We start from the raw sequence: 21,921 nt of genomic DNA on the forward strand, positions 1-21,921 counted from the left end.
AGGAAATGCAATGCTACGCTCAATGTATTCAGGGATCAGTGGAATGAAGAATTTTCAAACAAAATTAGATGTAATTGGTAATAATATCGCCAATGTTAATACAGCCGGTTTTAAGAAGAGTAGAGTCACATTTAAAGATGCAATGAATCAAATGGTGGCTGGTCCATCCTCACCGACAGAATTACGTGGTGGGCGAAATGCAACACAAGTTGGCCTAGGGTCTACTTTGGCTACGATCGATGTTATTCACTCTGGATCGAGTATGCAAACGACCGGTAGAGCATTGGATTTGGGCATTGAAGGAGATGGTTACTTTATCGTTCAGCAAGGTGGGGCCCAGTATTATACGCGTGCAGGTAATTTTTATTTGGATGATGATGGCAGTCTAGTGAATAGTGAGGGGTTAAAAGTACAGGCATATAATAGCAACGGTGTATTAGGTGATGTGGTTGTAAATGTGAATGCCACCCTTCCTGCAGTGACAACAGAATCAATCACAGTCCAAGGAAATCTAGCAAAAGATGCGAATATTGGAACGGTATTTAATCAACAAATAAAAACAATTGATAGCAACGGTAATGCCCATGCGTCAACTGTTTACTTTAAAAAGATGGGCGACAATAGCTGGGGTGTCTTTTTTAATGAAGAGCCAAAACCATCTTCTGTTGGTACGATCACAAATCCAGATGAAGACGCTGGAAATATTAGTGTGAAAAATCCAGAAGGTTACAAGGGGACACAAACAGGAGATTGGGAAGTTGAGTTAAAAGATGATGTATATACGATTTCAACACCTGATGGTGATGTAACTGTAAATGCGTCTCAAGTTAAGAATGGCGTCTTATCCGCCCATGGCTTACAAATTGATGTATCAAATGTGAAAGAAGATGGTACTTGGACGTTTAATGTTACGGCACCAACCCAACCTGAGGATAATCTTACATTAAGCTTTGATGCCAATGGACAAATCGTAGGTGCTGATGCGTTAAAAGAAGGTATTAGAATACCAGTTCCTTCAGGTGTAACAGATAATATGGCAACGGATGAAGATGAAAGTCAATTATTAGTTAATCTTGATTTTTCTGCACTTACACAAGTAGAAGGAGCATCGAATGCCAATGTATTTCCTGATGGTTATACGGAAGGGAAACTGGAAAGCTTCAATATTGGTGCATCTGGTGAAATTAATGGTGTCTATTCAAATGGTCTTATCGATATTCTTGGAACGATCGCTTTAGCCAAATTTAGCAATAGCTCAGGGTTAACAAAAGCTGGTAATAACCTTTATCAAGCTTCTGCCAACTCAGGTGTGGCTAATATTGGTATGGCAGGTGACGGAAGAGGGAGCTTAGCAGCAGGATCACTTGAAATGTCTAATGTTGATTTATCAGAAGAATTTACTGAAATGATTACTGCCCAAAGAGGCTTCCAAGCAAATACAAGAATTATTACGACGTCTGATGAGATTCTTCAAGAACTAGTTAACTTGAAACGTTAAAAAGGGAGGTTTAGGCAAGCTTTGGTTTGCCTATTACAATAAATTGATAAAATTATCGAGATTAAATGGTCAATCGTTTAGGTTAAATGCGTTTTATATCGAAACAGTCGAATCATTTCCTGATACAACAATCACACTTACCAATGGTAAAAAGTATGTTGTGAAGGAAAATGAATTAGAAGTAGTGGAAAGTATTCAGCAGTTCTACCAGGCTGTTGGTATGATTAAAGCTCATTCTATGTGGGAGGAGAACGGTGAAGATGAATAAAAAATGGCTCATCGTTGGAATTCTGTCATTGTTACTAGTAATTAGTGGTTCGTTATTTTACTTTACGGATGTATTTGCGAAGGATGCAAACGAGTCTTCTATTGATGATATTCTTGAACGCACTGTCTCTATTGACCAGATTACGACAAATCTAGCAAGTGACGATTATATACGGATATCTTTTACTATCCAAGTGGAGAGTAAAAAGGCGAAAGAAGAGTTAGAGAAAAGAGATTTCCAAGTGAAGAACTTAATGATCCAAGAGTTATCAGAAATGCAAGCAGATGATTTAAGAGGTAAAGATGGTCAACTATTATTACAGAAAAATTTAACAAAAAAAATAAATGACCTGATGGAATCGGGCAAAATTGAAAAAATCTATATAACTGAATCAATCCTCCAATAACATAATTGCTGACAGATTACTCATCTTTTAAAAATAAGAGTTTAATTCAAAGATATGGAGGTGACTTTTTTGCCAGGAGAAGTTTTATCGCAAAGTGAAATAGATGCGCTTCTATCAGCCCTTTCAACTGGAGAGATGGACGCTGATCAACTGAAAAAGGAACAGAGTGAGCGCAAAATTAAAACATATGATTTTAAACGTGCTCTTAGGTTCTCTAAAGATCAAATTAGAAGCATAACAAGGATTCATGAAAATTTTGCTCGGTTATTAACAACGTACTTTTCAGCACAATTAAGAACTTATGCGCAAATATCGGTGACATCTACTGATCAAATTCCGTATGAAGAGTTTATTAGTTCAGTTCCTAAAATGACAATCCTTAATGTTTTCGATGTTCCACCACTTGATGGAAAAATATTGATCGAAGTAAATCCCAATATCGCATACGCATTAATGGATCGCATGATGGGTGGCAAAGGATCTAGCTTAAATAAAGTAGAAAACCTAACAGAGATAGAAACAAAGATTATGTCTAATACGTTTTCGAAAGCTTTTCTTCTCTTGAAAGAGGCTTGGAGCAATGTAATAGACATCGAGCCAAGTTATGCAGATTTTGAAGTCAATCCCCAATTCTTGCAGATGGTTTCACCTAATGAAACAGTTGTCGTAATATCTCTCACTGCCACAATAGGCGAGGCAAGTGGAATGATCAACATTTGTATCCCGCATGTGGCATTAGAAGCCATTATGCCAAAGTTATCAGTAAGATATTGGATTGAATCAGATGTAAAGAACAGAGAGCCTGAAGAGATAGAACGATTAACAAAAAATATTGAGATGGCCAGTATTCCCGTTGTATGTGAATTAGGATCGACGGATATTAGTATTGAAGATTTCTTAGATTTAACAATTGGTGATGTGATTGAATTGGATCAAGGCATTCACGAACCGATGCAGATTAAAGTTGGCGAAATTCAAAAATTCACAGGACAACCTGGGAAAGTCCATAAAAAAATGGCTGTACAAATTTTGGATTTTGTGAAAGGAGAAGAAGAAAATGAGTAATGATATGCTTTCACAAGATGAAATTGATGCATTGTTAAAAGGAACGGGAGACGAGAACGAAACATTTTTTCGTTCTGCTCCAGAAGAGCAAGACAAAGGGCAAGAACTAACGCTTATTGAACAAGATGCTCTTGGAGAAATAGGTAATATTTCATTTGGTAGTTCGACGACAGCTTTGTCTACATTATTAAATCAGAAGGTAGAAATAACGACTCCTTCTGTTTCTGTTATCGAATATGATAAATTAATTGAAGAATTCCCCCATCCTTATGTTGCCATTAAGGTGAATTATACAGAAGGGTTCAAGGGAACGAATATTCTTGTTATTAATCAACATGATGCATCGATCATTGCCGATTTGATGCTTGGTGGCGATGGAAGTCAACCATCACCAGACATGGGAGATATTCATTTAAGTGCGGTGCAAGAAGCAATGAATCAAATGATGGGCTCAGCTGCTACTTCAATGTCCACTATTTTTGCGAAAAGGGTGGATATATCTCCTCCGACAATTGATATACTGAATTTATCGACAGGTGAAGGGACAGAAACGATTCCTAGGGAAGATCCTCTAGTGAAAATCTCTTTTCGCATCATCATTGGTCAATTAATTGATTCTCATATTATGCAAGTATTACCTTATCACTTTGCCAAAAGCTTAGTGAAAGAGTTATTACAAACAACAGCTGAAGAACAAAGTGACAAGGAAATGGAACAACAAAAAGTAAGTGATGTACAACCGCAAGAGATTGCACAGATGGAAGAGACAAGCTCATCTTTATCAATGAGTGATACGCCTCATAGCTCTACTGAAAATGTTGATACATATAGTCAGCCTAATTATTATCAACCACCAACTGAGCCAATGCAAAAACAAGCGGTACAGGCGCAGATTCAGCCGGCCAACTTTTTAGAGTTTGGTTCGCAACAACCAGCTGAAAAGCAAACGAATAATTTGGATATGCTCTTAGATATACCATTGCAGCTAACAGTCGAATTAGGACGTACCAAAAGATCTGTAAGAGAAATTTTAGATATGACGCAAGGGTCAATTATTGAATTAGATAAATTGGCAGGCGAACCAGTAGATATTTTAATAAATAGTAGATTAATAGCAAAAGGTGAAGTGGTTGTAATAGATGAAAACTTCGGTGTAAGGGTCACTTCAATAATCAGTCAACAAGATCGTCTTAAAAAGTTAAGGTAACCAAGGAGGAATAGAAAATGTCTCAAAAAATATTAATTGTCGATGATGCAGCTTTTATGAGAATGATGATTAAAGATATATTGGTGAAAAATGGTTTTGAGGTTGTAGGAGAGGCAGCAGATGGTTTACAAGCAGTTGAAAAGTACAAAGAAACAATGCCTGATTTAGTTACAATGGATATTACCATGCCAGAAATGGACGGAATCACAGCATTAAAGGAAATCAAAAAAATTAATAGTCAAGCTAAGATTATTATGTGTTCTGCTATGGGACAGCAGGCGATGGTGATCGATGCCATTCAAGCAGGTGCTAAAGATTTTATTGTTAAACCATTTCAAGCAGATAGGGTTATCGAGGCGATTTCAAAAACATTGAATCAATAAGCCGTAAGAAGTGAGATGTAATGAACATGTATAAACAAGTAATAGGAAGAATATGTATACTAGCCATTTCCTGCTTATTTTTGACGCAGTTACTTCATGTGACTGCGTCAGCTGAATCTAGAAGTGTTGAGGAAATGGTGAAGGATGAGGAAAAATCCACAGAGAAAAATGAGGTTGAACCAAATATACACTCAGAAGAAATAACAGCAGACACTACGGAAGTCGGGTTAAATGCTTGGGATTTTATTCAGATGATTTTTGCTACAGTGTTTGTGGTTGGCTTGTTATATGGCTTGTTAAAGTTTGTTAATAAAAAGAGCCGCTCTTATAAATCAACCAATGTCGTTAATCACCTTGGTGGGACTGCCTTAGGTCAAAATCGCTCGGTGCAAGTCGTCAAAATAGGTGAAAAAGTGTATATACTAGGCGTTGGTGAAAATGTACAACTCATCAGTGAGGTCGCTGATAAAGAAGAGCGGGATACTTTATTAAAAAATTATGAAGAACAAGGCGACCAGTCATTGCAAGCAAAACAGTTTCTTACTCAACCTTTCAAGATAATGAAGAAGTCGGAAAGTGAACAAGTTAAGAACCAATCTTTTCAAGATATTCTTAGTAAACAACTGGCAGATATGAAAAAAAAACGTTCCGACCAACTTGAAAATTTGAAGAAGGGTAAACACGAACATGAATGAAGTAATGGAGATATTTAATAACAGTTCACCCGATAATATTTCAACATCTATTAAACTGTTACTAATGTTAACAGTACTTTCTTTAGCGCCAAGTATTTTAATATTAATGACATGCTTTACGCGTATCGTGATTGTTCTCTCTTTCGTAAGGACGGCATTAGCTACTCAATCTATGCCTCCCAATCAAGTGATAATTGGACTTGCCTTATTTTTAACTTTTTTTGTGATGGCGCCTACTTTTCATGAGGTTAACGAACAAGCATTATCACCCCTATTCAATGAAGAAATTGATCTAGAGGAAGCATATGATAGAGCTTCCCTTCCCTTTAAAGAGTTTATGAGTGCTCATACGAGAGAAAAGGATCTACAGCTATTTCTAGATTATTCAGGAGCTGAAAAGCCTACTTCTATCGAGGAGATTCCATTAACAGCACTAGTGCCAGCATTTGCTATTAGTGAAATTAAAACAGCCTTCCAGATTGGTTTTATGATTTTTATTCCTTTTCTAGTCATTGATATGGTCGTAGCCAGTGTATTAATGTCGATGGGAATGATGATGCTTCCACCTGTAATGATCTCATTACCTTTTAAGATTTTATTGTTCGTGTTAGTTGACGGTTGGTATTTAGTAGTGAAATCACTACTACAAAGTTTTTAAGTAAGGGAATGTTAGAGAAATGACTTCGGAAACCGTAATTTCAATCGCCGAGCAGGGGATAATGGCAGTACTAATTGTATGCGGACCATTATTATTACTAGCTTTAGTGGTCGGCTTAATTGTGAGTATCTTTCAAGCAACAACACAAATTCAAGAACAGACGCTAGCATTTGTGCCAAAGATTGTCGCTGTGTTAGTTGGTATAGTCGTCTTTGGACCATGGATGTTAAATTATATGGTTAGCTATACGAGTGATATTCTTTCTAATTTAACAAGGTATATAGGTTAAAGTTATTATGCAAGAATTATTCAACTATTTTCCAAGTTTCCTATTAGTATTTGTAAGAATTACCTCATTTTTTGTGATGATGCCGATTTTTTCATATAGGAATGTTCCTAATACAATGAAAATAGGGCTTGGCTTTTTTATTGCATGGATTATGGTATTTACACTCGATTTACCATTACTTGAAATAGACAATATGTATATTTTTCTCATTCTTAAAGAAGCATTGGTTGGTTTGTTTATCGGCTTTCTTGCTTATTTATTATTATCGGCGATTCAAACTGCAGGTGGTTTTATCGACTTTCAAATGGGTTTTGCTCTAGCGAATGTCATTGATCCACAAACTGGTGCACAAAGTCCGCTAACGGGTCAATTTTTATACATTATCTCACTCCTATTTCTATTATCGGTCAATGGTCATCATTTATTATTAGACGGAATCTTCTATAGTTATCAATATGTCCCACTTGATCAACCGTGGATTGCGTTTGGAAATGCTAATATGGCTGAATATATGGTGAAAGCTTTTAGTAGAATGTTTGTTATTGCCTTTCAAATGGCTATTCCCGTTGTCAGCTGTTTATTTCTTGTTGATGTGGCATTAGGGATTCTCGCTCGAACGTTCCCTCAGCTAAATGTTTTTGTAGTCGGGTTACCGTTGAAAATTGGTGTAAGCTTCATCATCTTATTTATTATGATGGGTGTGATGATGTTAGTTGTTTCAAAACTGTTTGAAGAAATGTTGTATTTCTTACGAGGCTTGATGAACTTGATGGGAGGGGCATAAAAAAATGTTTCTCACACTCGATTTACAGCTTTTTGCTGGAGAAAAGACAGAGAAAGCAACACCGAAAAAGAAACAAGATAATCGTAAGAAGGGGCAAGTTGCAAAAAGCCAAGATGTAAATACTGCTATTATGTTACTAGCTGTTTTTACGTTCTTTTTCTTTGCCGCAGATTTTCTGCAAACTTCCATCATCACAATGCTTGAGCATTCTTTTAATGAATATTTATTACTTGATGTAACGGAAGCATCTGTTTTTAAGATTTTATTGGACATCTTAAAAGAACTAATTATGATTGTAGGTCCAATTATGGTAGTGGCCCTTATCGCAGGAATCATTGCTAATTATATACAAGTTGGCGTGTTATTTACGACAAAACCAGTTGAACCGAAGCTTGAGAAGTTAGACCCGATTAAAGGCTTTAAGAGAATTTTTTCTCTCCGTGCTATCGTTGAAATGTTAAAATCGATTCTTAAAATTAGTATCATTGGCGTCGTTGTGTTTTCGATTTTGTGGTTAAGAATTGACGAGATTCTCATTCTCTCACAAAAAACAATTGGGGCTGCAATGAAAACAGTCATTGATTTAACCATCCAAATGGGGATATTTGCTTCCTTAGCGTTATTGGTTCTAGCAATATTAGATTATTTATACCAAAAATATGATTATGAAAAGAATTTACGAATGTCAAAGCAAGATATAAAAGATGAACATAAAAGTTCGGAGGGAGACCCTTTAATTAAATCTAAAATTAAGCAAAGGCAGAGGGAGATGGCGACAAGAAGAATGATGCAAGAAGTGCCAAAAGCAGATGTCATCATTACCAACCCCACTCACTATGCTATCTGTTTGAAATATGATGAGTCGAAAGCAGACGCACCAATTCTTACAGCTAAAGGGGTAGACCATGTCGCACAGAAAATAAAATTAATCGCTAATGAACATAAAGTAATCATGGTAGAGAATAGACCGCTTGCTAGAGGTCTTTATGATCAAGTTGATATTGGCGAGAGTATACCTGAAGAGTTTTTTAAAGCGGTTGCTGAAGTTTTAGCTTATGTATATAAAGTGAAAAACCAATTGGAGAAATGATAACTATTAAAAATAACCATCTATCAAAAGATGGAGAGATAGATTGTTTTATATATCGTTAGGAGAGAATCAGATGGCTGTAAAAGATTTATCGGTGTTGTTGAGCGTTATTCTAATTGTTGCTATGCTCATCATTCCTTTTCCCCATTGGCTATTAAGTATTTTAATTATCATTAATATGGCGCTCGCACTTATGGTTTTACTCATGGCCATGAGTATGAAGGAAGCACTGGAATTTTCTATATTTCCATCGCTTGTTCTTTTAATGACTTTATTTCGCATCGGGTTGAATGTCTCTACGATGCGTGCCATCCTTTCCGAAGGTGATGCGGGAAAAGTTGTTGAAACGTTTGGTTCCTTTGTTACTGGAGGTAACGTAATCGTCGGTTTAGTTGTGTTCATCATTCTCGTAATCGTTCAGTTTATTGTTATTACAAAAGGGACTGAGCGTGTATCTGAGGTTGCAGCAAGATTTACTTTGGATGCAATGCCTGGAAAGCAAATGAGTATTGATGCAGATTTAAATGCTGGGATGATCTCTGAACAAGATGCTAGAAATCGTCGTGAAAAAATCGGGCGGGAAGCAGATTTCTATGGAGCGATGGATGGTGCGAGTAAATTTGTAAAAGGCGATGCCATTGCGTCTATTATTATTACATTAATTAATCTAATCGTTGGAATAATCATTGGTGTCACGCAATTAGGTTTACCAATAGGAGAAGCTGCCACTCATTTTTCTATGTTAACAATTGGTGATGGGTTAGTGAGCCAAATACCAGCTCTTCTAATGTCTACTGCTACTGGTTTAGTTGTCACTAGATCAGCTTCAGAGGGGAATATTGGATCAGATATAACTGGGCAATTATTTTCATATCCTAAAATGCTCTATATTGCCGGCGCGACTATTCTTTTCTTAGGTGTGTTTACACCGATTGGCTTGTTATTAACACTTCCTATCGCAGGTTTGTTAATAGCAGGCGGGTATTTTATTTCTAAAACACCAGCACCTGACAAAGAGCAATTACAAGAAATTGAAGAAGAAGTGCAAACAGATGAAATGAAAAGCCCTGAGAGTGTGATTAATCTATTAAATGTGGATCCGATAGAATTTGAATTTGGCTACGGGCTTATCCCATTAGCAGATGGGAATCAAGGTGGCGATTTACTTGATCGAATCGTTATGATTAGAAGGCAATTAGCCATAGAGTTAGGAATTATCATCCCTGTCGTTCGCATTAGAGATAATATTCAATTACAACCTAATGAGTATCGACTCAAAATAAAAGGGAATGTTATGGCCAAAGGGGAGCTTTTGTTAGATCATTATCTAGCCATGAGTCCAGGTGTCGAGGAAGATTCTATTGAAGGAATTGATACAATCGAACCCTCATTTGGTTTACCAGCTAAATGGATTAATGAAGACACGAAAGAGCAAGCTGAAATTTACGGTTATACCGTTGTTGATCCCCCCTCAGTTGTGTCCACTCATTTAACTGAAGTGATCAAAAATAATGCTCATGAGTTAATAGGTCGTCAAGAAACGAAGCAATTAATCGATCATTTACAATCAAGTTATCCTATTTTGGTGGAAGAAGTCACACCGACGCCTTTAACAACGGGAGATATTCAAAAAGTGCTGGCGAAATTACTTAGAGAAAACATCTCTATTAAGAATCTACCAGTGATATTTGAAAGTTTAGCAGATACTGTTAGATCGACAACTGATACAGATTTATTAACGGAGTATGTTCGTCAAGCACTTGCTAGACAAATCACTGATCAATTTCATGATGAAGGTGAATCGTTAAAAGTGATTACTTTATCTGGAAAAGTAGAAAAGATTATTGCTGATGGGATTCAACAAACAGAACAGGGGCGTTTTTTATCGGTAGATCCGACACAAACACAAACGATTTTAGAGTCTCTGGCAAACCAAATCGAACAAAGCTCTATGTTGAATCATACACCAGTGGTCTTATGTTCACCTGCTGTTCGTTTATATGTAAGACAATTGACGGAAAGGTATTTTCCTCAAGTGCCTATTCTCTCTTACAATGAGATAGAAGCTAATGCAGAAGTACAAAGCGTTGGAGTGGTGAATCTATAATGAAAGTGAAAAAATTTACTGTTAATACAATGGCAGAAGGATTAGAGAAAATACGTAAAGATTTAGGACCAGATGCCATGATTTTACAAACGAAAAAAACTAAAAAAGCAACGGGATTTCTCGGTCTCTTTAAAAAGGAGCAACTAGAGATTATGGCAGGTGTCGACCCTGAGGCAAAGCAGCAGAAATCTGATCAACCACCAGCCTTTCAAACGCAGACTTCTTCAAGTGAGTTAGAGAATATGCAACAAATTATTACGCAGTTGAATGAAGTGAAAGGGCTAATGAAAGAAAAGCGAAACAATTTACATAGGCAAACTGAAACCGTGCCAACAGATGTTAAAACAATGATTGAACGATTACACAATATGGAATTGCCAGCATTTCTTATCAATGAGATGACAGACCATCTATTATCGAGATGGTATAAAGAATCAGAGCAATTACGTGATAGCAAGGTGACAGAATGGATAGAAGAATATCTGACTAGTAAACTAGAAGGTATTTCATTTGGCGGTATTACTTTTAACAATAAATTAATTAAACTGGTAGGTCCAACAGGGGTTGGGAAAACAACTACCATTGCTAAACTGGCTGCTGAAGCGGTATTAAAACATAAGAAACAGGTAGCATTTATTACAACTGATACGTATCGTATTGCTGCTATTGAGCAATTAAGGACATATGCTGATATTTTCCATGCACCTCTAGAGGTTTGCTTTTCTGCCGAAGATTATCAGCAGGCAGTAGAAAAGTTTGCTCATTACGATGTGATATTTATAGATACAGCAGGAAGGAATTATCGTCTCGAGGAAAATATAAAGGAGCTTTCCTCTGTAACAAAAGCCACTGATTTTCCGACTGAGACGTTCCTGGTGCTGTCACTTACTGCAAAAGTAGAAGATATGAAAGAGATATATGAGCAATTTACCAGAATGGACATTGACCGTTTCCTATTTACTAAAATAGATGAAACGAGCAACCTTAATGCAGTAGGAGAAATGGTGCTTCGTTTTCAAAAAGGGATTGCTTATATGACAAATGGACAAGAAGTACCCGAAGACTTGAAAGAGATGACAAAGGAAAAATTTTTGAATATCGTTCTCAAAAAGGATTCGGCTTATGTATGATCAAGCAGCTAAACTACGTGATCATTTAAGGAATAATCAACCCTTTAACGATCAAGAAGGTCGTGTCATCTCTGTGATTAGTGGTAAAGGGGGCGTGGGGAAGTCAAATATATCCTTGAATCTTTCCATTTTATTGAAAGAGCAACAGAAGAAAGTCTTGTTAATTGACATGGATATAGGTATGGGGAATCAAGATATTCTAATCGGTCGTTCTTTTCCATTTACTTTAGCTGATTATTTTCATGAAAAGCGCTCATTTAATGAGTTAATAGAAAAGGGGCCATTAGGTATTGATATGATTGCCGGTGGTTCAGGACTCTCAAATATATTGCAACTGGATAAACAAAAGGTGGATAACTTCCTTGATGATTTAAGTGTCGTTTTAAGGACATATGATTTCATCATTTTAGATATGGGAGCAGGGATGAGTTTGGAAGCTGTTTCATTTATTTCATCTTCTAAAGAAGTGATTGTTGTTACAACACCAGAGCCTCCAGCTATAATGGATGCTTATGGTGCGATAAAACAAATTGCCCGAAATCAGTCGGATATTCAATTTTCAATGATTATGAATCGCGTCGATGACATACAGCAAGCTGGTGAAGCATACGAGCGTATTTCGGCAGTAGTAAAGAAGTTCTTACAATTGGAAATTGTATATTTAGGATGTGTGTTTGAAGATAAAAAAGTGAAAAAAGCCGTTCAACACCAAGTCCCTTTTGTCCAATTGGATCGACAGGGACAAGCTGCTAAACAATTAGCACTCATTACTTCTCAATTATTAAATGAAATAGAAAGAATGGAACAAGGAAGCGGTACTTCTTTTATCCAGCGTTTAAAACATTTGCTTTTAAGTAGGAGGTGATGGGTGTGAATAAGATAAAGGTAGTTGTAATTGATGACTCAGCATTTATGAGAAAGCTAATTACCGATTTTTTATCTGGAGATCCACTAATAGAAGTAATAGGTGTAGCGAGAAATGGTGAAGAGGGCGTACGTGAAGTGATTCAAAAACAGCCTGATGTCGTTACACTAGATATTGAAATGCCAATTATGAATGGACTTGAGGCGCTGAAAAAAATAATGGCAAATAAACCTCTACCAGTTATCATGTTATCTAGTGCCGCGAAAGTAAGTACAGATCATACGATACTAGCATTTAAATATGGCGCATTTGATTTTATAGAAAAGCCATCGGGTCCGATTTCCTTAGATTTATATAAAATCAAACATGATTTAATAGAAAAAGTGAAAATAGCACGACAAACAAACATGAAATCGTTAATTAGTCCTATAAAACAACCTCACAAAAACATAAAAACATCTGCCGATTATAGTAATATAGAACTAAAGGGTGAGCATTTAGTATTAAAAGAGAAAAAACCTTTACTCGTTACAATTGCTGCATCAACAGGAGGGCCACGAGCCATTCAATCTATTTTACAAAGTTTTCCGCAGGATATAAATGCAACAATGCTGATTGTCCAACATATGCCACCGTATTTCACCCATTCTTTAGCAAACCGATTGAATCAAATGACTCATATTACGGTGAAAGAAGTAGAAGATGGAGAAAAGTTGGAGAAAGGTGTTGCTTATATTGCTAAAGGCGGCTTACATTTTACTATAAATCAAAAAGGCAGTTTTCTTTTCGCTCATTTATTACCACCGGAGAAAAAAGTGGGGCATTGTCCATCTGCTGATATGCTGTTTGCTTCATTTAGTGAATTGCAGGGCTATAGACAAGTAGCTGTCGTATTGACCGGAATGGGCGTAGATGGAAAAAAGGGAGCACAAAAGTTAAAAGAGAAAACGAAAACAACCATTATTGCCGAATCGAAAGAAACAGCCATCGTTTACGGGATGCCAAAAGCGATAGTTGATAATGGATTAGCTGATGAAGTAGTAGAGTTACAAAATGTCTCATCTACAATCTTGAAGTATGTTTAATGGAGGTGTCCTTAGATGGAAATGAACCAATATTTAGATCTTTTTATTGAAGAAAGTAAAGAACATCTACAAAATTGTAATGATTTGCTGCTTAAATTAGAGCAAAGTCCAGAGGATTTATTCATTGTTAATGAAATTTTTCGCTCTGCTCATACTTTAAAAGGCATGTCAGCTACGATGGAGTTTAATGATTTAGCCCAATTAACTCACCAAATGGAGAACGTGTTAGATCTTATTCGTAATGAGAAACTAGCTGTATCTTCACAAGTACTTGATGTATTATTTTTAGCAGCTGATTACTTAGAAGAAATGGTAGAATCTATTGCCAGTGGAGGCAATGGACAATTGAATGTAGAGACTGTAGTGAAACAATTGCAGAGCTTGGATGGCAAAGAACAGCTTGAGAATGTAAATGCACCGGAAACTATGCAATTTGGGAAGCTGACCTACGATGATTATGAATGGACTGTATTAAGTCAATCAAAAGGTACCGATTATCACCCCTATGAAGTGACGGTGCAATTACATAAAGATTGTTTATTAAAAGCAGTTCGAGTATTTATGGTTTTTGAAACACTAGAGAAAAATGGAGAAATCATTAAATCGCACCCTCAGGCAACTGCTCTTGAAGAGGAACAATTTGACTTTGAGTTTACAGTAACTATTCTCTCCTCTAACACAAAAGAAGAGATTGAAATGGAGCTGTTGAAAATATCTGAAATCGACGCTGTCGAAATCATAGCGATAGATTTGTCTCAGGCAAGTGAAGAAGCGGCGGTAGCTGTAGAACAAGTGGTATTGCCTACAGAAAAAGAGGTTGAAGTAGCACAGCAACAGACTTCATCATTCAAACAGCAGAGCAAACATGCAACGAAAACGATTAGGGTAAACATAGAACGACTAGATATCTTGATGAATTTATTTGAGGAATTGGTGATAGATAGAGGACGTCTACTACAAATTTCTCAAGATTTAGACCATCAAGGGTTACAAGAAACCGTTGAACATATGTCTCGTATTTCCGGAGATTTGCAAAATATAATTCTCAATATGAGGATGGTTCCAATTGATACAGTCTTCAATCGTTTTCCTAAAATGGTAAGACAACTAGCGAAAGATTTACATAAGTCTGTCAACCTAGAGATTATTGGTGCCCAAACGGAATTAGATCGAACAGTCATTGATGAGATTGGTGATCCACTCGTTCATTTGATTAGAAATGCAATGGACCATGGAATTGAAAAGCCCGAAGAGCGTTTAGCGAAAGGTAAGTCACAACAAGGAACAATTATCTTGAAGGCTTATCATAGTGGAAATCATATTTTCATAGAAATAACGGATGATGGGGCAGGAATAAATAAGGACAATGTGTGTCGAAAAGCCATTTCCAAAGGGATTATTAAAGAAGAAGAGATCGCTTCTATGGAAGATCAAGATATTTATCAGCTTATTTTTTCATCAGGCTTTTCTACAGCTAAGGAAATTTCCGATGTTTCGGGCAGAGGCGTCGGTTTAGATGTTGTTAAAAGTACAATTGAATCATTAGGTGGATATGTTACGATTCAGTCTAATGAAGGAAACGGCTCAACCTTCTCCATTCAATTACCTTTAACCCTTTCAATTATTTCCGCTATGTTAGTAGAAGTAGAAAATGAAAAGTATGCTATTCCTTTATCCTCCATTATTGAAACAGCAATTATAAAAAAAGCTGACATTATGAAAACACATAATCAGCAAGTAATCGATTTTAGAGGTAAAGTCGTTCCGCTCGTTTCTTTACAATCTATTTTTGAAGTGAATGATGAAAGTGAAGAAACACCAGAGACGCTTTCAGTTGTTATCGTTCGAAAAGGAGAAAAGCTGGCTGCATTAATCGTGAGTTCTTTTATCGGGCAACAAGAGATTGTACTAAAATCATTAGGTGATTATTTAACGAATGTTTTTGCCATATCGGGTGCGACAATATTAGGCGATGGACAAGTAGCGCTAATTATTGATTGTAATGAGTTGATAAAATAATAGGAAGATGGTGATTGGACTGTGGAAAATAACCAACATACTGTTCAATTAATTGTATTTCAGCTTGGTGATAAAGAATATGGGGTACCTGTTGCAGATGTACTCTCAATAGAAAAAATAGAACATATTACGAGAGTGCCAGGAACAGAGAAGTATATTAAAGGTGTCATTAATCTGCGTGGTGTTATATTGCCAATTGTCGATTTACGCACGAGATTTAATTTACCCGAACACCCCTATTCCGAACATACTAGAATTATTATTACGAAAAAGGGTGAAAAGGAAGTGGGGTTAATTGTCGATGCAGCTAATGATGTGATAGATGTTGCAACATCACAATTAGAGCCCCCGCCTGAAGTGGTAGGAACAGAGTCGTTTGATTATATAAAAGCTGTCGCCAAAATGAATCAACAAATTCTTATTTTGATTGACTTAGCTAAAGTATTAAATATAGAGGAGAATGTAGAAGTTTAATGGCTGATTCTTATTCTATTAATAATCGACACCATCTCCCAAAATTTATAGATATGTTAAAAGAAGTAGCAAATATTGGTGCAGGTAATGCAGCAACAGCACTTTCTTCTTTGCTGGATAAAAAAGTAAATATGCGTGTTCCCTCGGTTCACATCTATACCTATCAAGAGGTAGTCGAGGCGAACGGTAATGACGAGAATGTAACGGTTGGGGGTTTGTCGCAAGTATCAGGCTCTCTTTCAAGCCAACTATTATTATTAATGTCTTATCAAAATGTAGAACGGTGGATAGCAAACTTGCTACAAAGCCAAAATGAAATGTTTAGTAGTCTATACGATCACATGGAACAATCAGCATTAGCGGAATTAATGAATATGTTAACAGGCGCCTACGCTTCAGCACTTGGGGATTTTTTTGAAGAACCACTCTTTTGTTCACTTCCTGCTATAAGTATCGATATGTCAGCTGCATTAATCAGTGATGCTTGTATTACACAATCATACGACTATGATGAGTTATTAGTTATTCAAACGAGTATGGAGATTGTTGAAGAATCGAAAGAAGAGCTTTGTCACTTATTGATCTTCCTCGATAATCACTCGTTATCTGAAATCTTAAAGAAATGTGACGGATAAATAAAATGAATACAAGTGAAGTCGTGAAAGTTGGGATAGCTGACTGTCATATTGTTCAGGCACCTCAGTTAATTAGGACGTCAGGTTTAGGTTCTTGCGTAGGTGTCGTACTTTATGATCAAAAAAAGAAAATAGCAGGATTGGTTCATATAATGCTCCCTGACTCATCCTTAGCAAAATCAAAGGTATTTAACCCCGCTAAGTTTGCTGATTCAGGAATTAAGCATTTGTATGATGAGTTAATTAAAAGTGGTGCGCATCGTATTTCCATCATGGCTAAGTATGCAGGTGGGGCACATATGTTTAAATTTTCATCCGGTCAAGATGTGATCCGTATTGGCGAAAGAAATATAGCCACTACAGAACGAATATTAAAAAACTTGCAAGTTGAAGTGACAGGTAAGGATGTAGGTGGTCACTGTGGACGAACGATAGAGTTCAATCCAGAGAATGGCAAGATGATGGTTAAGACGGTTAATCAAGGAGTGACATATATATAAATATTTGTTAGAGGAGGTGAGTATCTGGTTTAAATCATGTATTTAACCAGATTCAATCAATGCTACAAGTTTCAGAAGAGAAAGCTTGGGATGAGTGGGTATGTTCACGAAATCAAGACGCGGGTAATTTTCTCGTTAAAAGATATATGCCACTTGTGAGTTATCATGTTCAAAGGATTGCAGCAGGTCTCCCTAAAAACGTGTCAAGGGATGAATTAAAAAGTTTAGGCATGATGGGTTTATTTGATGCACTAGAAAAATACGACCCCAATCGTGACCTTAAATTTGATACGTATGCATCCTTCAGAGTTAGGGGCGCCATCTTAGATGGTTTAAGAAAAGAAGACTGGCTATCTAGAAGCACGAGAGAAAGAACAAAAAAAGTGGAAGCGGCGATTGAAAGATTAGAGCAGGCCTATATGCGTAATGTCACAGTTGAAGAAATTGCTCTTGAGGTACAATTATCAACTAAGGAAGTATATGCTACTCTAAATGAACAATACATGGCCAACTTATTATCTATTGATGAAAAACCGAGTGACTATGATTATGATGATTATTCATTTGTTCTTCAAGATGAGAGAGCTATTTTACCAGAAAAACAGCTTGTTAAAAATGAATTAATTGAAGAATTAACATCACAAATTAAGCAATTAAACGAAAAGGAACAATTAGTGGTTAGTTTATTTTATAAAGAAGAACTGACATTAACCGAAATTGGTGAAGTTTTACAGCTTTCTACATCTAGGATTTCACAAATTCATTCAAAGGCAATTCAAAAGTTAAAGAAAACATTAGAAAAAATCGTCTAATGTTCTTTGAAGGAGGGTTTTTCTATGGTAGGAGGGCATATCATTTCTGTATCACCTGATAGGTTAACTGCTTTGTTACATCTACAGGCAAGTGAGATACAAGATGATAATATTAAACAAGTAATAGAAAAAAGTATTCGTAAAGCGAATATTACATACGGACTTGACCATGCGCTAATCGCGAAAATAGTTGAAGACCCTCTAGCCTACACTTCCCCAATCGAAATTGCAAAAGGTGAGAAACCAATCGCTGGAAGAGATGCTTATTTAGTAAAGGAAAAGTTAAATATGCATAGTGAGAAGCGAGAGAAGCTTAATGACATACATGAGTATATGGTCACAGTAGCAAATGGAGAGGTGATCGCAACTATTTTTCCAGCTACACCTGGAACGGACGGAATCGATGTTCATGGACAAAGGGTTAACAGCATGAATGGAAAAGAATTACACATCACTCCAGGGGAAAATGTGATCTTACATCATGAGCAATATTATTCTTTAATTGATGGTGAAGTCTTACTGTCAAAAAACAGCTTGTCTGTGTTGCCGATACAACTGATAGATGGTGATTATCATCCAGGAAAAGGTATAATGAAATTTGATGGTAACGTGGTTGTGAAAGGGAATGTCTTAACAGGAAGCCATATAGTGGCAACAGGTAATATAAGGGTAGAAGGAACAGTTGAAAACGCAAATTTAGAGGCACAAGGCTATATTTATATTGAAGGTGGAGTCCTCGGAAATCAATATGGTAAAATTCAGGCTCAAGGTAGTATAAGAGCCCATTTTTTAAATCAAGCAGTAGTAGAATCTGAAAGTAATATATATATAGAGCGTTCAATCCTTCATAGTGTAGTGTTTGCCAAGGAACATATTTATGCTAATAATGCATCTGTCATCGGGGGGCATTTATCAACATATGGTGAAATGATTGTCAAAGATATTGGCAATCACCATTTTACATATACTGAAATTGAATTAAAAGATGAGGATTATTCACTACAAGAAAAGTTAGGGGAAATCTCGAACAAACTTGCTGATTTAAATATCGTAAAACAAAAGTTAGTTTCTATTGAGTCTAAATTGCAGGAGGATCAACAGGGACATCCGTTGGCATTAAAACATAAAAAGACTAAGAAGCATATCGAGCAAGAAATCTTAAATCTAACGAAAAAGAAACAAGAGATAGAAAGTCACCACACTTTTCAAAAGGATAAGCTAGCTATCAAAATTCTTGGAGATCTATACCCTCAAACAAAGATAAAAAAAGGTAAGTACGCCAAGCTTTTTAAAAAGCCGAATGCGCATATTACCATTCATTTTGATAAATCAGAATTTATTGTATTACCTATTGAAAATTAAAAAGTAGAGAGTCACTAATAGTTGACAAAAAAGAAGGGATAAATAATGATTGTTTTCTTCCTTATCATTAGTCTCATATTGAATATACTCGCAATCACTGCGATTCTTCTCCTTTATTTACGGCAAAATCGTTTTGTTTCTTTAGAAAAAGAACAAAAAAATAATATAGAACAAATGGATCAATTATTAGCGATATACATAACGGAAATGCGTGAAGAGAACGAAGCTTTTTTGAAGCAGGTCCAGCAAAGAAATATATTATCTCCAGTAAATGACGAATCTAACGTACAAAATGAGCCAAATCCACAAGAGTTGAATAAACGCTATCGGACAACAACAGCTAAAAAGAAGGCTGCATCTATTTATCAAGCTAATCAAGCCAATAAGGATACTCATATTGACCGTCAAAAAGAAAAGAATGAAGCGACTACCCATTCTTCTATTCAGGACCTTTATCATCAAGGGCACTCCGTCGATGAAATTGCAAAACGCATGAATAAAGGAAAAAAAGAGGTAGAACTTTTATTGAAATTTTCTAAGGAATGATGATAAGTCTTGCTTACTTACTGGAGTTATGCTATATTATAAAACGGTGTTAATACACACGCTTATTGATTTAACTAGTTGGTGCTGTCAATACAGTTTCTAGTTAAAGATGATATGAGCGGAGGAAAATAAAAACCATTAGGAGGAAACATCCATGTCAGTAATTTCTATGAAGCAATTGCTTGAAGCTGGTGTACATTTCGGACACCAAACTCGCCGTTGGAACCCAAAAATGAAAAAATACATTTTCACTGAGCGTAACGGCATCTACATTATCGACCTTCAAAAAACAGTTAAGAAGGTAGAAGAAGCTTATAATTTCGTTAAAGAACTAGCTGGTGAAGGCGGAACAGTTCTTTTCGTTGGTACTAAAAAACAAGCGCAAGATTCTGTTAAAGAAGAAGCAATTCGTTCTGGTATGTACTATGTAAACCAACGTTGGTTAGGTGGTACATTAACAAACTTTGAAACAATCCAAAAGCGTATTGCACGTCTTAAAGATATCGAAAGAATGTCTGAAGATGGCACTTTTGAAGTACTTCCTAAAAAAGAAGTTGTTCAATTAAGAAAAGAGCAAGAACGTTTAGAAAAATTCTTGGGCGGAATCAAAGATATGAAAGCTCTTCCTGATGCTTTATTCATCATTGATCCTCGTAAAGAGCGCATTGCAGTTGCAGAAGCGCATAAATTAAACATTCCAATCGTTGGTATTGTTGATACGAACTGTGATCCAGATGAAATCGATGTAGTAATCCCTGCAAACGACGATGCAATTCGTGCCGTTAAACTTTTAACTGGTAAAATGGCGGATGCAATTTTAGAAGCTAAACAAGGTGAAGAAGTAACGACTGCATAATTGCTATGAAATGCGTTATTTTTGAAAAGGTGATAATAGGGAGCACCCTTTATCACCTTTTTTTAAAAAGAATGACGTATTTGTTGCCTGCAAATCAAAAGAACGATTGGCATACGCAATATTTGGAAAAGATAATGTAATAATAAAAAATCATGCTGAATGTTCATATACGACATTTACATATTCAATAAGGAGGATTCCATAATGGCAATCACTGCACAAATGGTAAAAGAATTACGTGAAAAAACAGGTGCTGGAATGATGGATTGTAAAAAAGCACTTCAAGAAGTAGACGGAGATATGGAAAAAGCAATTGACTTTCTTCGTGAGAAAGGTATTGCAAAAGCTGCGAAGAAAGGCGATCGTATCGCTGCTGAAGGCTTAACTTCTATTAAAGTAGAAGGAAATGAAGCTGTTATTCTTGAAGTAAATGCTGAAACAGACTTCGTTGCTAAAAACGAAGGTTTCCAAACACTTGTAAAAGAATTAGGAGAGCACTTGTTAAGTGTAAAACCTGCGTCAGTTGAAGAAGCACTTCAAGGATCTATGACAAATGGTAACACAGTTGAGTCTCATATCAATACAGCTATTTCTAAAATTGGAGAAAAACTATCATTACGCCGTTTTGAAGTTAAAACAAAAACAGATAACGATGCTTTTGGCGCATACCTACACATGGGTGGACGTATTGGTGTACTTACAGTACTTGAAGGTACAACTGATGAAGAAGCAGCAAAAGACGTATCTATGCATATTGCAGCATTAAACCCTAAATATATCTCTCGTGATGAAGTTTCACAAGAAGAAGTTGAACATGAGCGTCAAGTTCTTACTCAACAAGCGCTTAACGAAGGTAAACCAGAAAAAATCGTTGAGAAAATGGTTGAAGGTCGCTTAGGTAAATATTTCGAAGAAGTTTGTGTAAACGATCAATCATTTGTTAAAAACCCAGATGAAAAAGTTGGGAAATTTGTTGCTTCTAAAGGCGGTAAAATTAGCGAATTCGTACGTTATGAAGTAGGAGAAGGTATCGAAAAACGCGAAGATAACTTTGCAGAAGAAGTAATGAGCCAAGTGAAAAAATAATAAATCTACCATAGTAGATGAATTTGTGGGGAACACTGTGTGTTCCCTGTTTGTTAGAATAAATGTAATTTGAAATTTTAAGCAAAAGCTTTTTTTGCTTA

General features: G+C 36.2%; 24 protein-coding genes. All 24 read left to right on the forward strand.

What is annotated here, in order from left to right; genetic code table 11:
- Positions 1-10: 10 nt before the first annotated feature.
- The 24 genes from MKY26_RS04310 to tsf all read left to right on the forward strand — a co-directional run bounded on the left by MKY26_RS04310 (position 11) and on the right by tsf (position 21,820).
- Positions 11-1,498 carry a flagellar hook protein FlgE gene (locus MKY26_RS04310; RefSeq protein WP_416337081.1) on the forward strand — a complete coding sequence of 496 codons (1,488 nt, stop codon included), beginning with the start codon at positions 11-13 and terminating at the stop codon, positions 1,496-1,498.
- A gap of 43 nt (positions 1,499-1,541) precedes the next feature.
- Positions 1,542-1,766: a flagellar FlbD family protein gene (locus MKY26_RS04315; protein ID WP_095369524.1), complete on the forward strand. Its 225-nt coding sequence runs from the start codon at positions 1,542-1,544 to the stop codon at positions 1,764-1,766.
- Positions 1,759-2,172 carry a flagellar basal body-associated protein FliL gene (gene fliL / locus MKY26_RS04320; RefSeq protein ID WP_095369523.1) on the forward strand — a complete coding sequence of 138 codons (414 nt, stop codon included), beginning with the start codon at positions 1,759-1,761 and terminating at the stop codon, positions 2,170-2,172. Before MKY26_RS04315 ends, fliL begins: the two co-directional genes overlap by 8 nt.
- 69 nt (positions 2,173-2,241) lie before the next feature.
- Complete coding sequence (gene fliM, locus MKY26_RS04325) at positions 2,242-3,237, forward strand: flagellar motor switch protein FliM (RefSeq protein WP_095369522.1); 996 nt, start codon at positions 2,242-2,244, stop codon at positions 3,235-3,237.
- Positions 3,230-4,444 (forward strand): flagellar motor switch phosphatase FliY, encoded by a 1,215-nt coding sequence (fliY, locus tag MKY26_RS04330; protein WP_341092201.1) that lies wholly within the window; start codon positions 3,230-3,232, stop codon positions 4,442-4,444. The genes fliM and fliY overlap by 8 nt, the downstream gene beginning before the upstream one ends.
- 17 nt (positions 4,445-4,461) lie before the next feature.
- Positions 4,462-4,827, forward strand: a complete 366-nt coding sequence (locus MKY26_RS04335) for a response regulator (RefSeq protein WP_095369520.1) — start codon at positions 4,462-4,464, stop codon at positions 4,825-4,827.
- A gap of 20 nt (positions 4,828-4,847) precedes the next feature.
- Complete coding sequence (locus MKY26_RS04340) at positions 4,848-5,522, forward strand: flagellar biosynthetic protein FliO (RefSeq protein ID WP_322909233.1); 675 nt, start codon at positions 4,848-4,850, stop codon at positions 5,520-5,522.
- Positions 5,515-6,180, forward strand: a complete 666-nt coding sequence (gene fliP, locus MKY26_RS04345; protein ID WP_095369518.1) for a flagellar type III secretion system pore protein FliP — start codon at positions 5,515-5,517, stop codon at positions 6,178-6,180. Before MKY26_RS04340 ends, fliP begins: the two co-directional genes overlap by 8 nt.
- 19 nt (positions 6,181-6,199) lie before the next feature.
- Positions 6,200-6,469 (forward strand): flagellar biosynthesis protein FliQ, encoded by a 270-nt coding sequence (gene fliQ / locus MKY26_RS04350; RefSeq protein ID WP_095369517.1) that lies wholly within the window; start codon positions 6,200-6,202, stop codon positions 6,467-6,469.
- A 7-nt stretch (positions 6,470-6,476) separates the two neighbouring features.
- On the forward strand, positions 6,477-7,253 hold the full coding sequence (gene fliR, locus MKY26_RS04355; protein ID WP_095369516.1) for a flagellar biosynthetic protein FliR: 777 nt from the start codon (positions 6,477-6,479) through the stop codon (positions 7,251-7,253).
- Positions 7,254-7,257: 4 nt separating this feature from the next.
- Positions 7,258-8,343, forward strand: coding sequence for a flagellar biosynthesis protein FlhB (gene flhB / locus MKY26_RS04360; protein ID WP_095369515.1), 1,086 nt, complete (start codon positions 7,258-7,260; stop codon positions 8,341-8,343).
- Positions 8,344-8,416: 73 nt separating this feature from the next.
- Positions 8,417-10,450 carry a flagellar biosynthesis protein FlhA gene (flhA, locus tag MKY26_RS04365; protein ID WP_095369514.1) on the forward strand — a complete coding sequence of 678 codons (2,034 nt, stop codon included), beginning with the start codon at positions 8,417-8,419 and terminating at the stop codon, positions 10,448-10,450.
- Positions 10,450-11,580, forward strand: a complete 1,131-nt coding sequence (gene flhF / locus MKY26_RS04370; protein WP_341092203.1) for a flagellar biosynthesis protein FlhF — start codon at positions 10,450-10,452, stop codon at positions 11,578-11,580. Before flhA ends, flhF begins: the two co-directional genes overlap by 1 nt.
- On the forward strand, positions 11,573-12,445 hold the full coding sequence (locus MKY26_RS04375) for a MinD/ParA family protein (RefSeq protein WP_341092205.1): 873 nt from the start codon (positions 11,573-11,575) through the stop codon (positions 12,443-12,445). The genes flhF and MKY26_RS04375 overlap by 8 nt, the downstream gene beginning before the upstream one ends.
- Complete coding sequence (locus MKY26_RS04380) at positions 12,445-13,530, forward strand: protein-glutamate methylesterase/protein-glutamine glutaminase (RefSeq protein WP_341092208.1); 1,086 nt, start codon at positions 12,445-12,447, stop codon at positions 13,528-13,530. Before MKY26_RS04375 ends, MKY26_RS04380 begins: the two co-directional genes overlap by 1 nt.
- Positions 13,531-13,545: 15 nt before the next feature.
- Positions 13,546-15,549 carry a chemotaxis protein CheA gene (locus MKY26_RS04385; RefSeq protein ID WP_095369511.1) on the forward strand — a complete coding sequence of 668 codons (2,004 nt, stop codon included), beginning with the start codon at positions 13,546-13,548 and terminating at the stop codon, positions 15,547-15,549.
- A 21-nt stretch (positions 15,550-15,570) separates the two neighbouring features.
- Entirely contained in the window at positions 15,571-16,023 is a 453-nt protein-coding gene (locus MKY26_RS04390; protein WP_095369510.1) for a chemotaxis protein CheW, read from the forward strand.
- Positions 16,023-16,658 carry a chemotaxis protein CheC gene (locus MKY26_RS04395; protein ID WP_095369509.1) on the forward strand — a complete coding sequence of 212 codons (636 nt, stop codon included), beginning with the start codon at positions 16,023-16,025 and terminating at the stop codon, positions 16,656-16,658. The genes MKY26_RS04390 and MKY26_RS04395 overlap by 1 nt, the downstream gene beginning before the upstream one ends.
- A 5-nt stretch (positions 16,659-16,663) precedes the next feature.
- Positions 16,664-17,158, forward strand: coding sequence for a chemotaxis protein CheD (locus MKY26_RS04400; RefSeq protein ID WP_180316976.1), 495 nt, complete (start codon positions 16,664-16,666; stop codon positions 17,156-17,158).
- A gap of 59 nt (positions 17,159-17,217) precedes the next feature.
- Positions 17,218-17,970: a FliA/WhiG family RNA polymerase sigma factor gene (locus tag MKY26_RS04405; protein ID WP_289433539.1), complete on the forward strand. Its 753-nt coding sequence runs from the start codon at positions 17,218-17,220 to the stop codon at positions 17,968-17,970.
- 24 nt (positions 17,971-17,994) lie between these two features.
- Positions 17,995-19,332: a DUF342 domain-containing protein gene (locus MKY26_RS04410; RefSeq protein ID WP_341092211.1), complete on the forward strand. Its 1,338-nt coding sequence runs from the start codon at positions 17,995-17,997 to the stop codon at positions 19,330-19,332.
- 45 nt (positions 19,333-19,377) lie between these two features.
- Positions 19,378-19,878 (forward strand): hypothetical protein, encoded by a 501-nt coding sequence (locus MKY26_RS04415; RefSeq protein ID WP_095369505.1) that lies wholly within the window; start codon positions 19,378-19,380, stop codon positions 19,876-19,878.
- 154 nt (positions 19,879-20,032) lie between these two features.
- Positions 20,033-20,734: a 30S ribosomal protein S2 gene (gene rpsB, locus MKY26_RS04420; protein ID WP_095369504.1), complete on the forward strand. Its 702-nt coding sequence runs from the start codon at positions 20,033-20,035 to the stop codon at positions 20,732-20,734.
- A 204-nt stretch (positions 20,735-20,938) separates the two neighbouring features.
- Positions 20,939-21,820 carry a translation elongation factor Ts gene (gene tsf / locus MKY26_RS04425; RefSeq protein ID WP_095369503.1) on the forward strand — a complete coding sequence of 294 codons (882 nt, stop codon included), beginning with the start codon at positions 20,939-20,941 and terminating at the stop codon, positions 21,818-21,820.
- Positions 21,821-21,921 lie beyond the last annotated feature (101 nt).

It is taken from the genome of Cytobacillus sp. FSL R7-0680 (assembly GCF_038009245.1).
GTDB lineage: Bacteria > Bacillota > Bacilli > Bacillales > Cytobacillaceae > Cytobacillus > Cytobacillus kochii.

Excerpts from the sequence above, each read along its gene's own strand:
- flhA (WP_095369514.1), top strand. The coding sequence starts at position 8,417 with ATGGCTGTAAAAGATTTATCGGTGTTGTTGAGCGTTATTCTAATTGTT.
- MKY26_RS04385 (WP_095369511.1), top strand. The coding sequence starts at position 13,546 with ATGGAAATGAACCAATATTTAGATCTTTTTATTGAAGAAAGTAAAGAA.
- flhF (WP_341092203.1), top strand. The coding sequence starts at position 10,450 with ATGAAAGTGAAAAAATTTACTGTTAATACAATGGCAGAAGGATTAGAG.
- MKY26_RS04395 (WP_095369509.1), top strand. The coding sequence starts at position 16,023 with ATGGCTGATTCTTATTCTATTAATAATCGACACCATCTCCCAAAATTT.
- MKY26_RS04380 (WP_341092208.1), top strand. The coding sequence starts at position 12,445 with ATGGGTGTGAATAAGATAAAGGTAGTTGTAATTGATGACTCAGCATTT.
- fliQ (WP_095369517.1), top strand. The coding sequence starts at position 6,200 with ATGACTTCGGAAACCGTAATTTCAATCGCCGAGCAGGGGATAATGGCA.
- MKY26_RS04410 (WP_341092211.1), top strand. The coding sequence starts at position 17,995 with ATGGTAGGAGGGCATATCATTTCTGTATCACCTGATAGGTTAACTGCT.
- fliL (WP_095369523.1), top strand. The coding sequence starts at position 1,759 with ATGAATAAAAAATGGCTCATCGTTGGAATTCTGTCATTGTTACTAGTA.
- flhB (WP_095369515.1), top strand. The coding sequence starts at position 7,258 with ATGTTTCTCACACTCGATTTACAGCTTTTTGCTGGAGAAAAGACAGAG.
- MKY26_RS04400 (WP_180316976.1), top strand. The coding sequence starts at position 16,664 with ATGAATACAAGTGAAGTCGTGAAAGTTGGGATAGCTGACTGTCATATT.
- MKY26_RS04340 (WP_322909233.1), top strand. The coding sequence starts at position 4,848 with ATGAACATGTATAAACAAGTAATAGGAAGAATATGTATACTAGCCATT.
- tsf (WP_095369503.1), top strand. The coding sequence starts at position 20,939 with ATGGCAATCACTGCACAAATGGTAAAAGAATTACGTGAAAAAACAGGT.
- fliP (WP_095369518.1), top strand. The coding sequence starts at position 5,515 with ATGAATGAAGTAATGGAGATATTTAATAACAGTTCACCCGATAATATT.
- MKY26_RS04405 (WP_289433539.1), top strand. The coding sequence starts at position 17,218 with ATGCTACAAGTTTCAGAAGAGAAAGCTTGGGATGAGTGGGTATGTTCA.
- MKY26_RS04335 (WP_095369520.1), top strand. The coding sequence starts at position 4,462 with ATGTCTCAAAAAATATTAATTGTCGATGATGCAGCTTTTATGAGAATG.
- rpsB (WP_095369504.1), top strand. The coding sequence starts at position 20,033 with ATGTCAGTAATTTCTATGAAGCAATTGCTTGAAGCTGGTGTACATTTC.
- fliY (WP_341092201.1), top strand. The coding sequence starts at position 3,230 with ATGAGTAATGATATGCTTTCACAAGATGAAATTGATGCATTGTTAAAA.
- MKY26_RS04375 (WP_341092205.1), top strand. The coding sequence starts at position 11,573 with ATGTATGATCAAGCAGCTAAACTACGTGATCATTTAAGGAATAATCAA.
- MKY26_RS04415 (WP_095369505.1), top strand. The coding sequence starts at position 19,378 with ATGATTGTTTTCTTCCTTATCATTAGTCTCATATTGAATATACTCGCA.
- MKY26_RS04310 (WP_416337081.1), top strand. The coding sequence starts at position 11 with ATGCTACGCTCAATGTATTCAGGGATCAGTGGAATGAAGAATTTTCAA.
- fliR (WP_095369516.1), top strand. The coding sequence starts at position 6,477 with ATGCAAGAATTATTCAACTATTTTCCAAGTTTCCTATTAGTATTTGTA.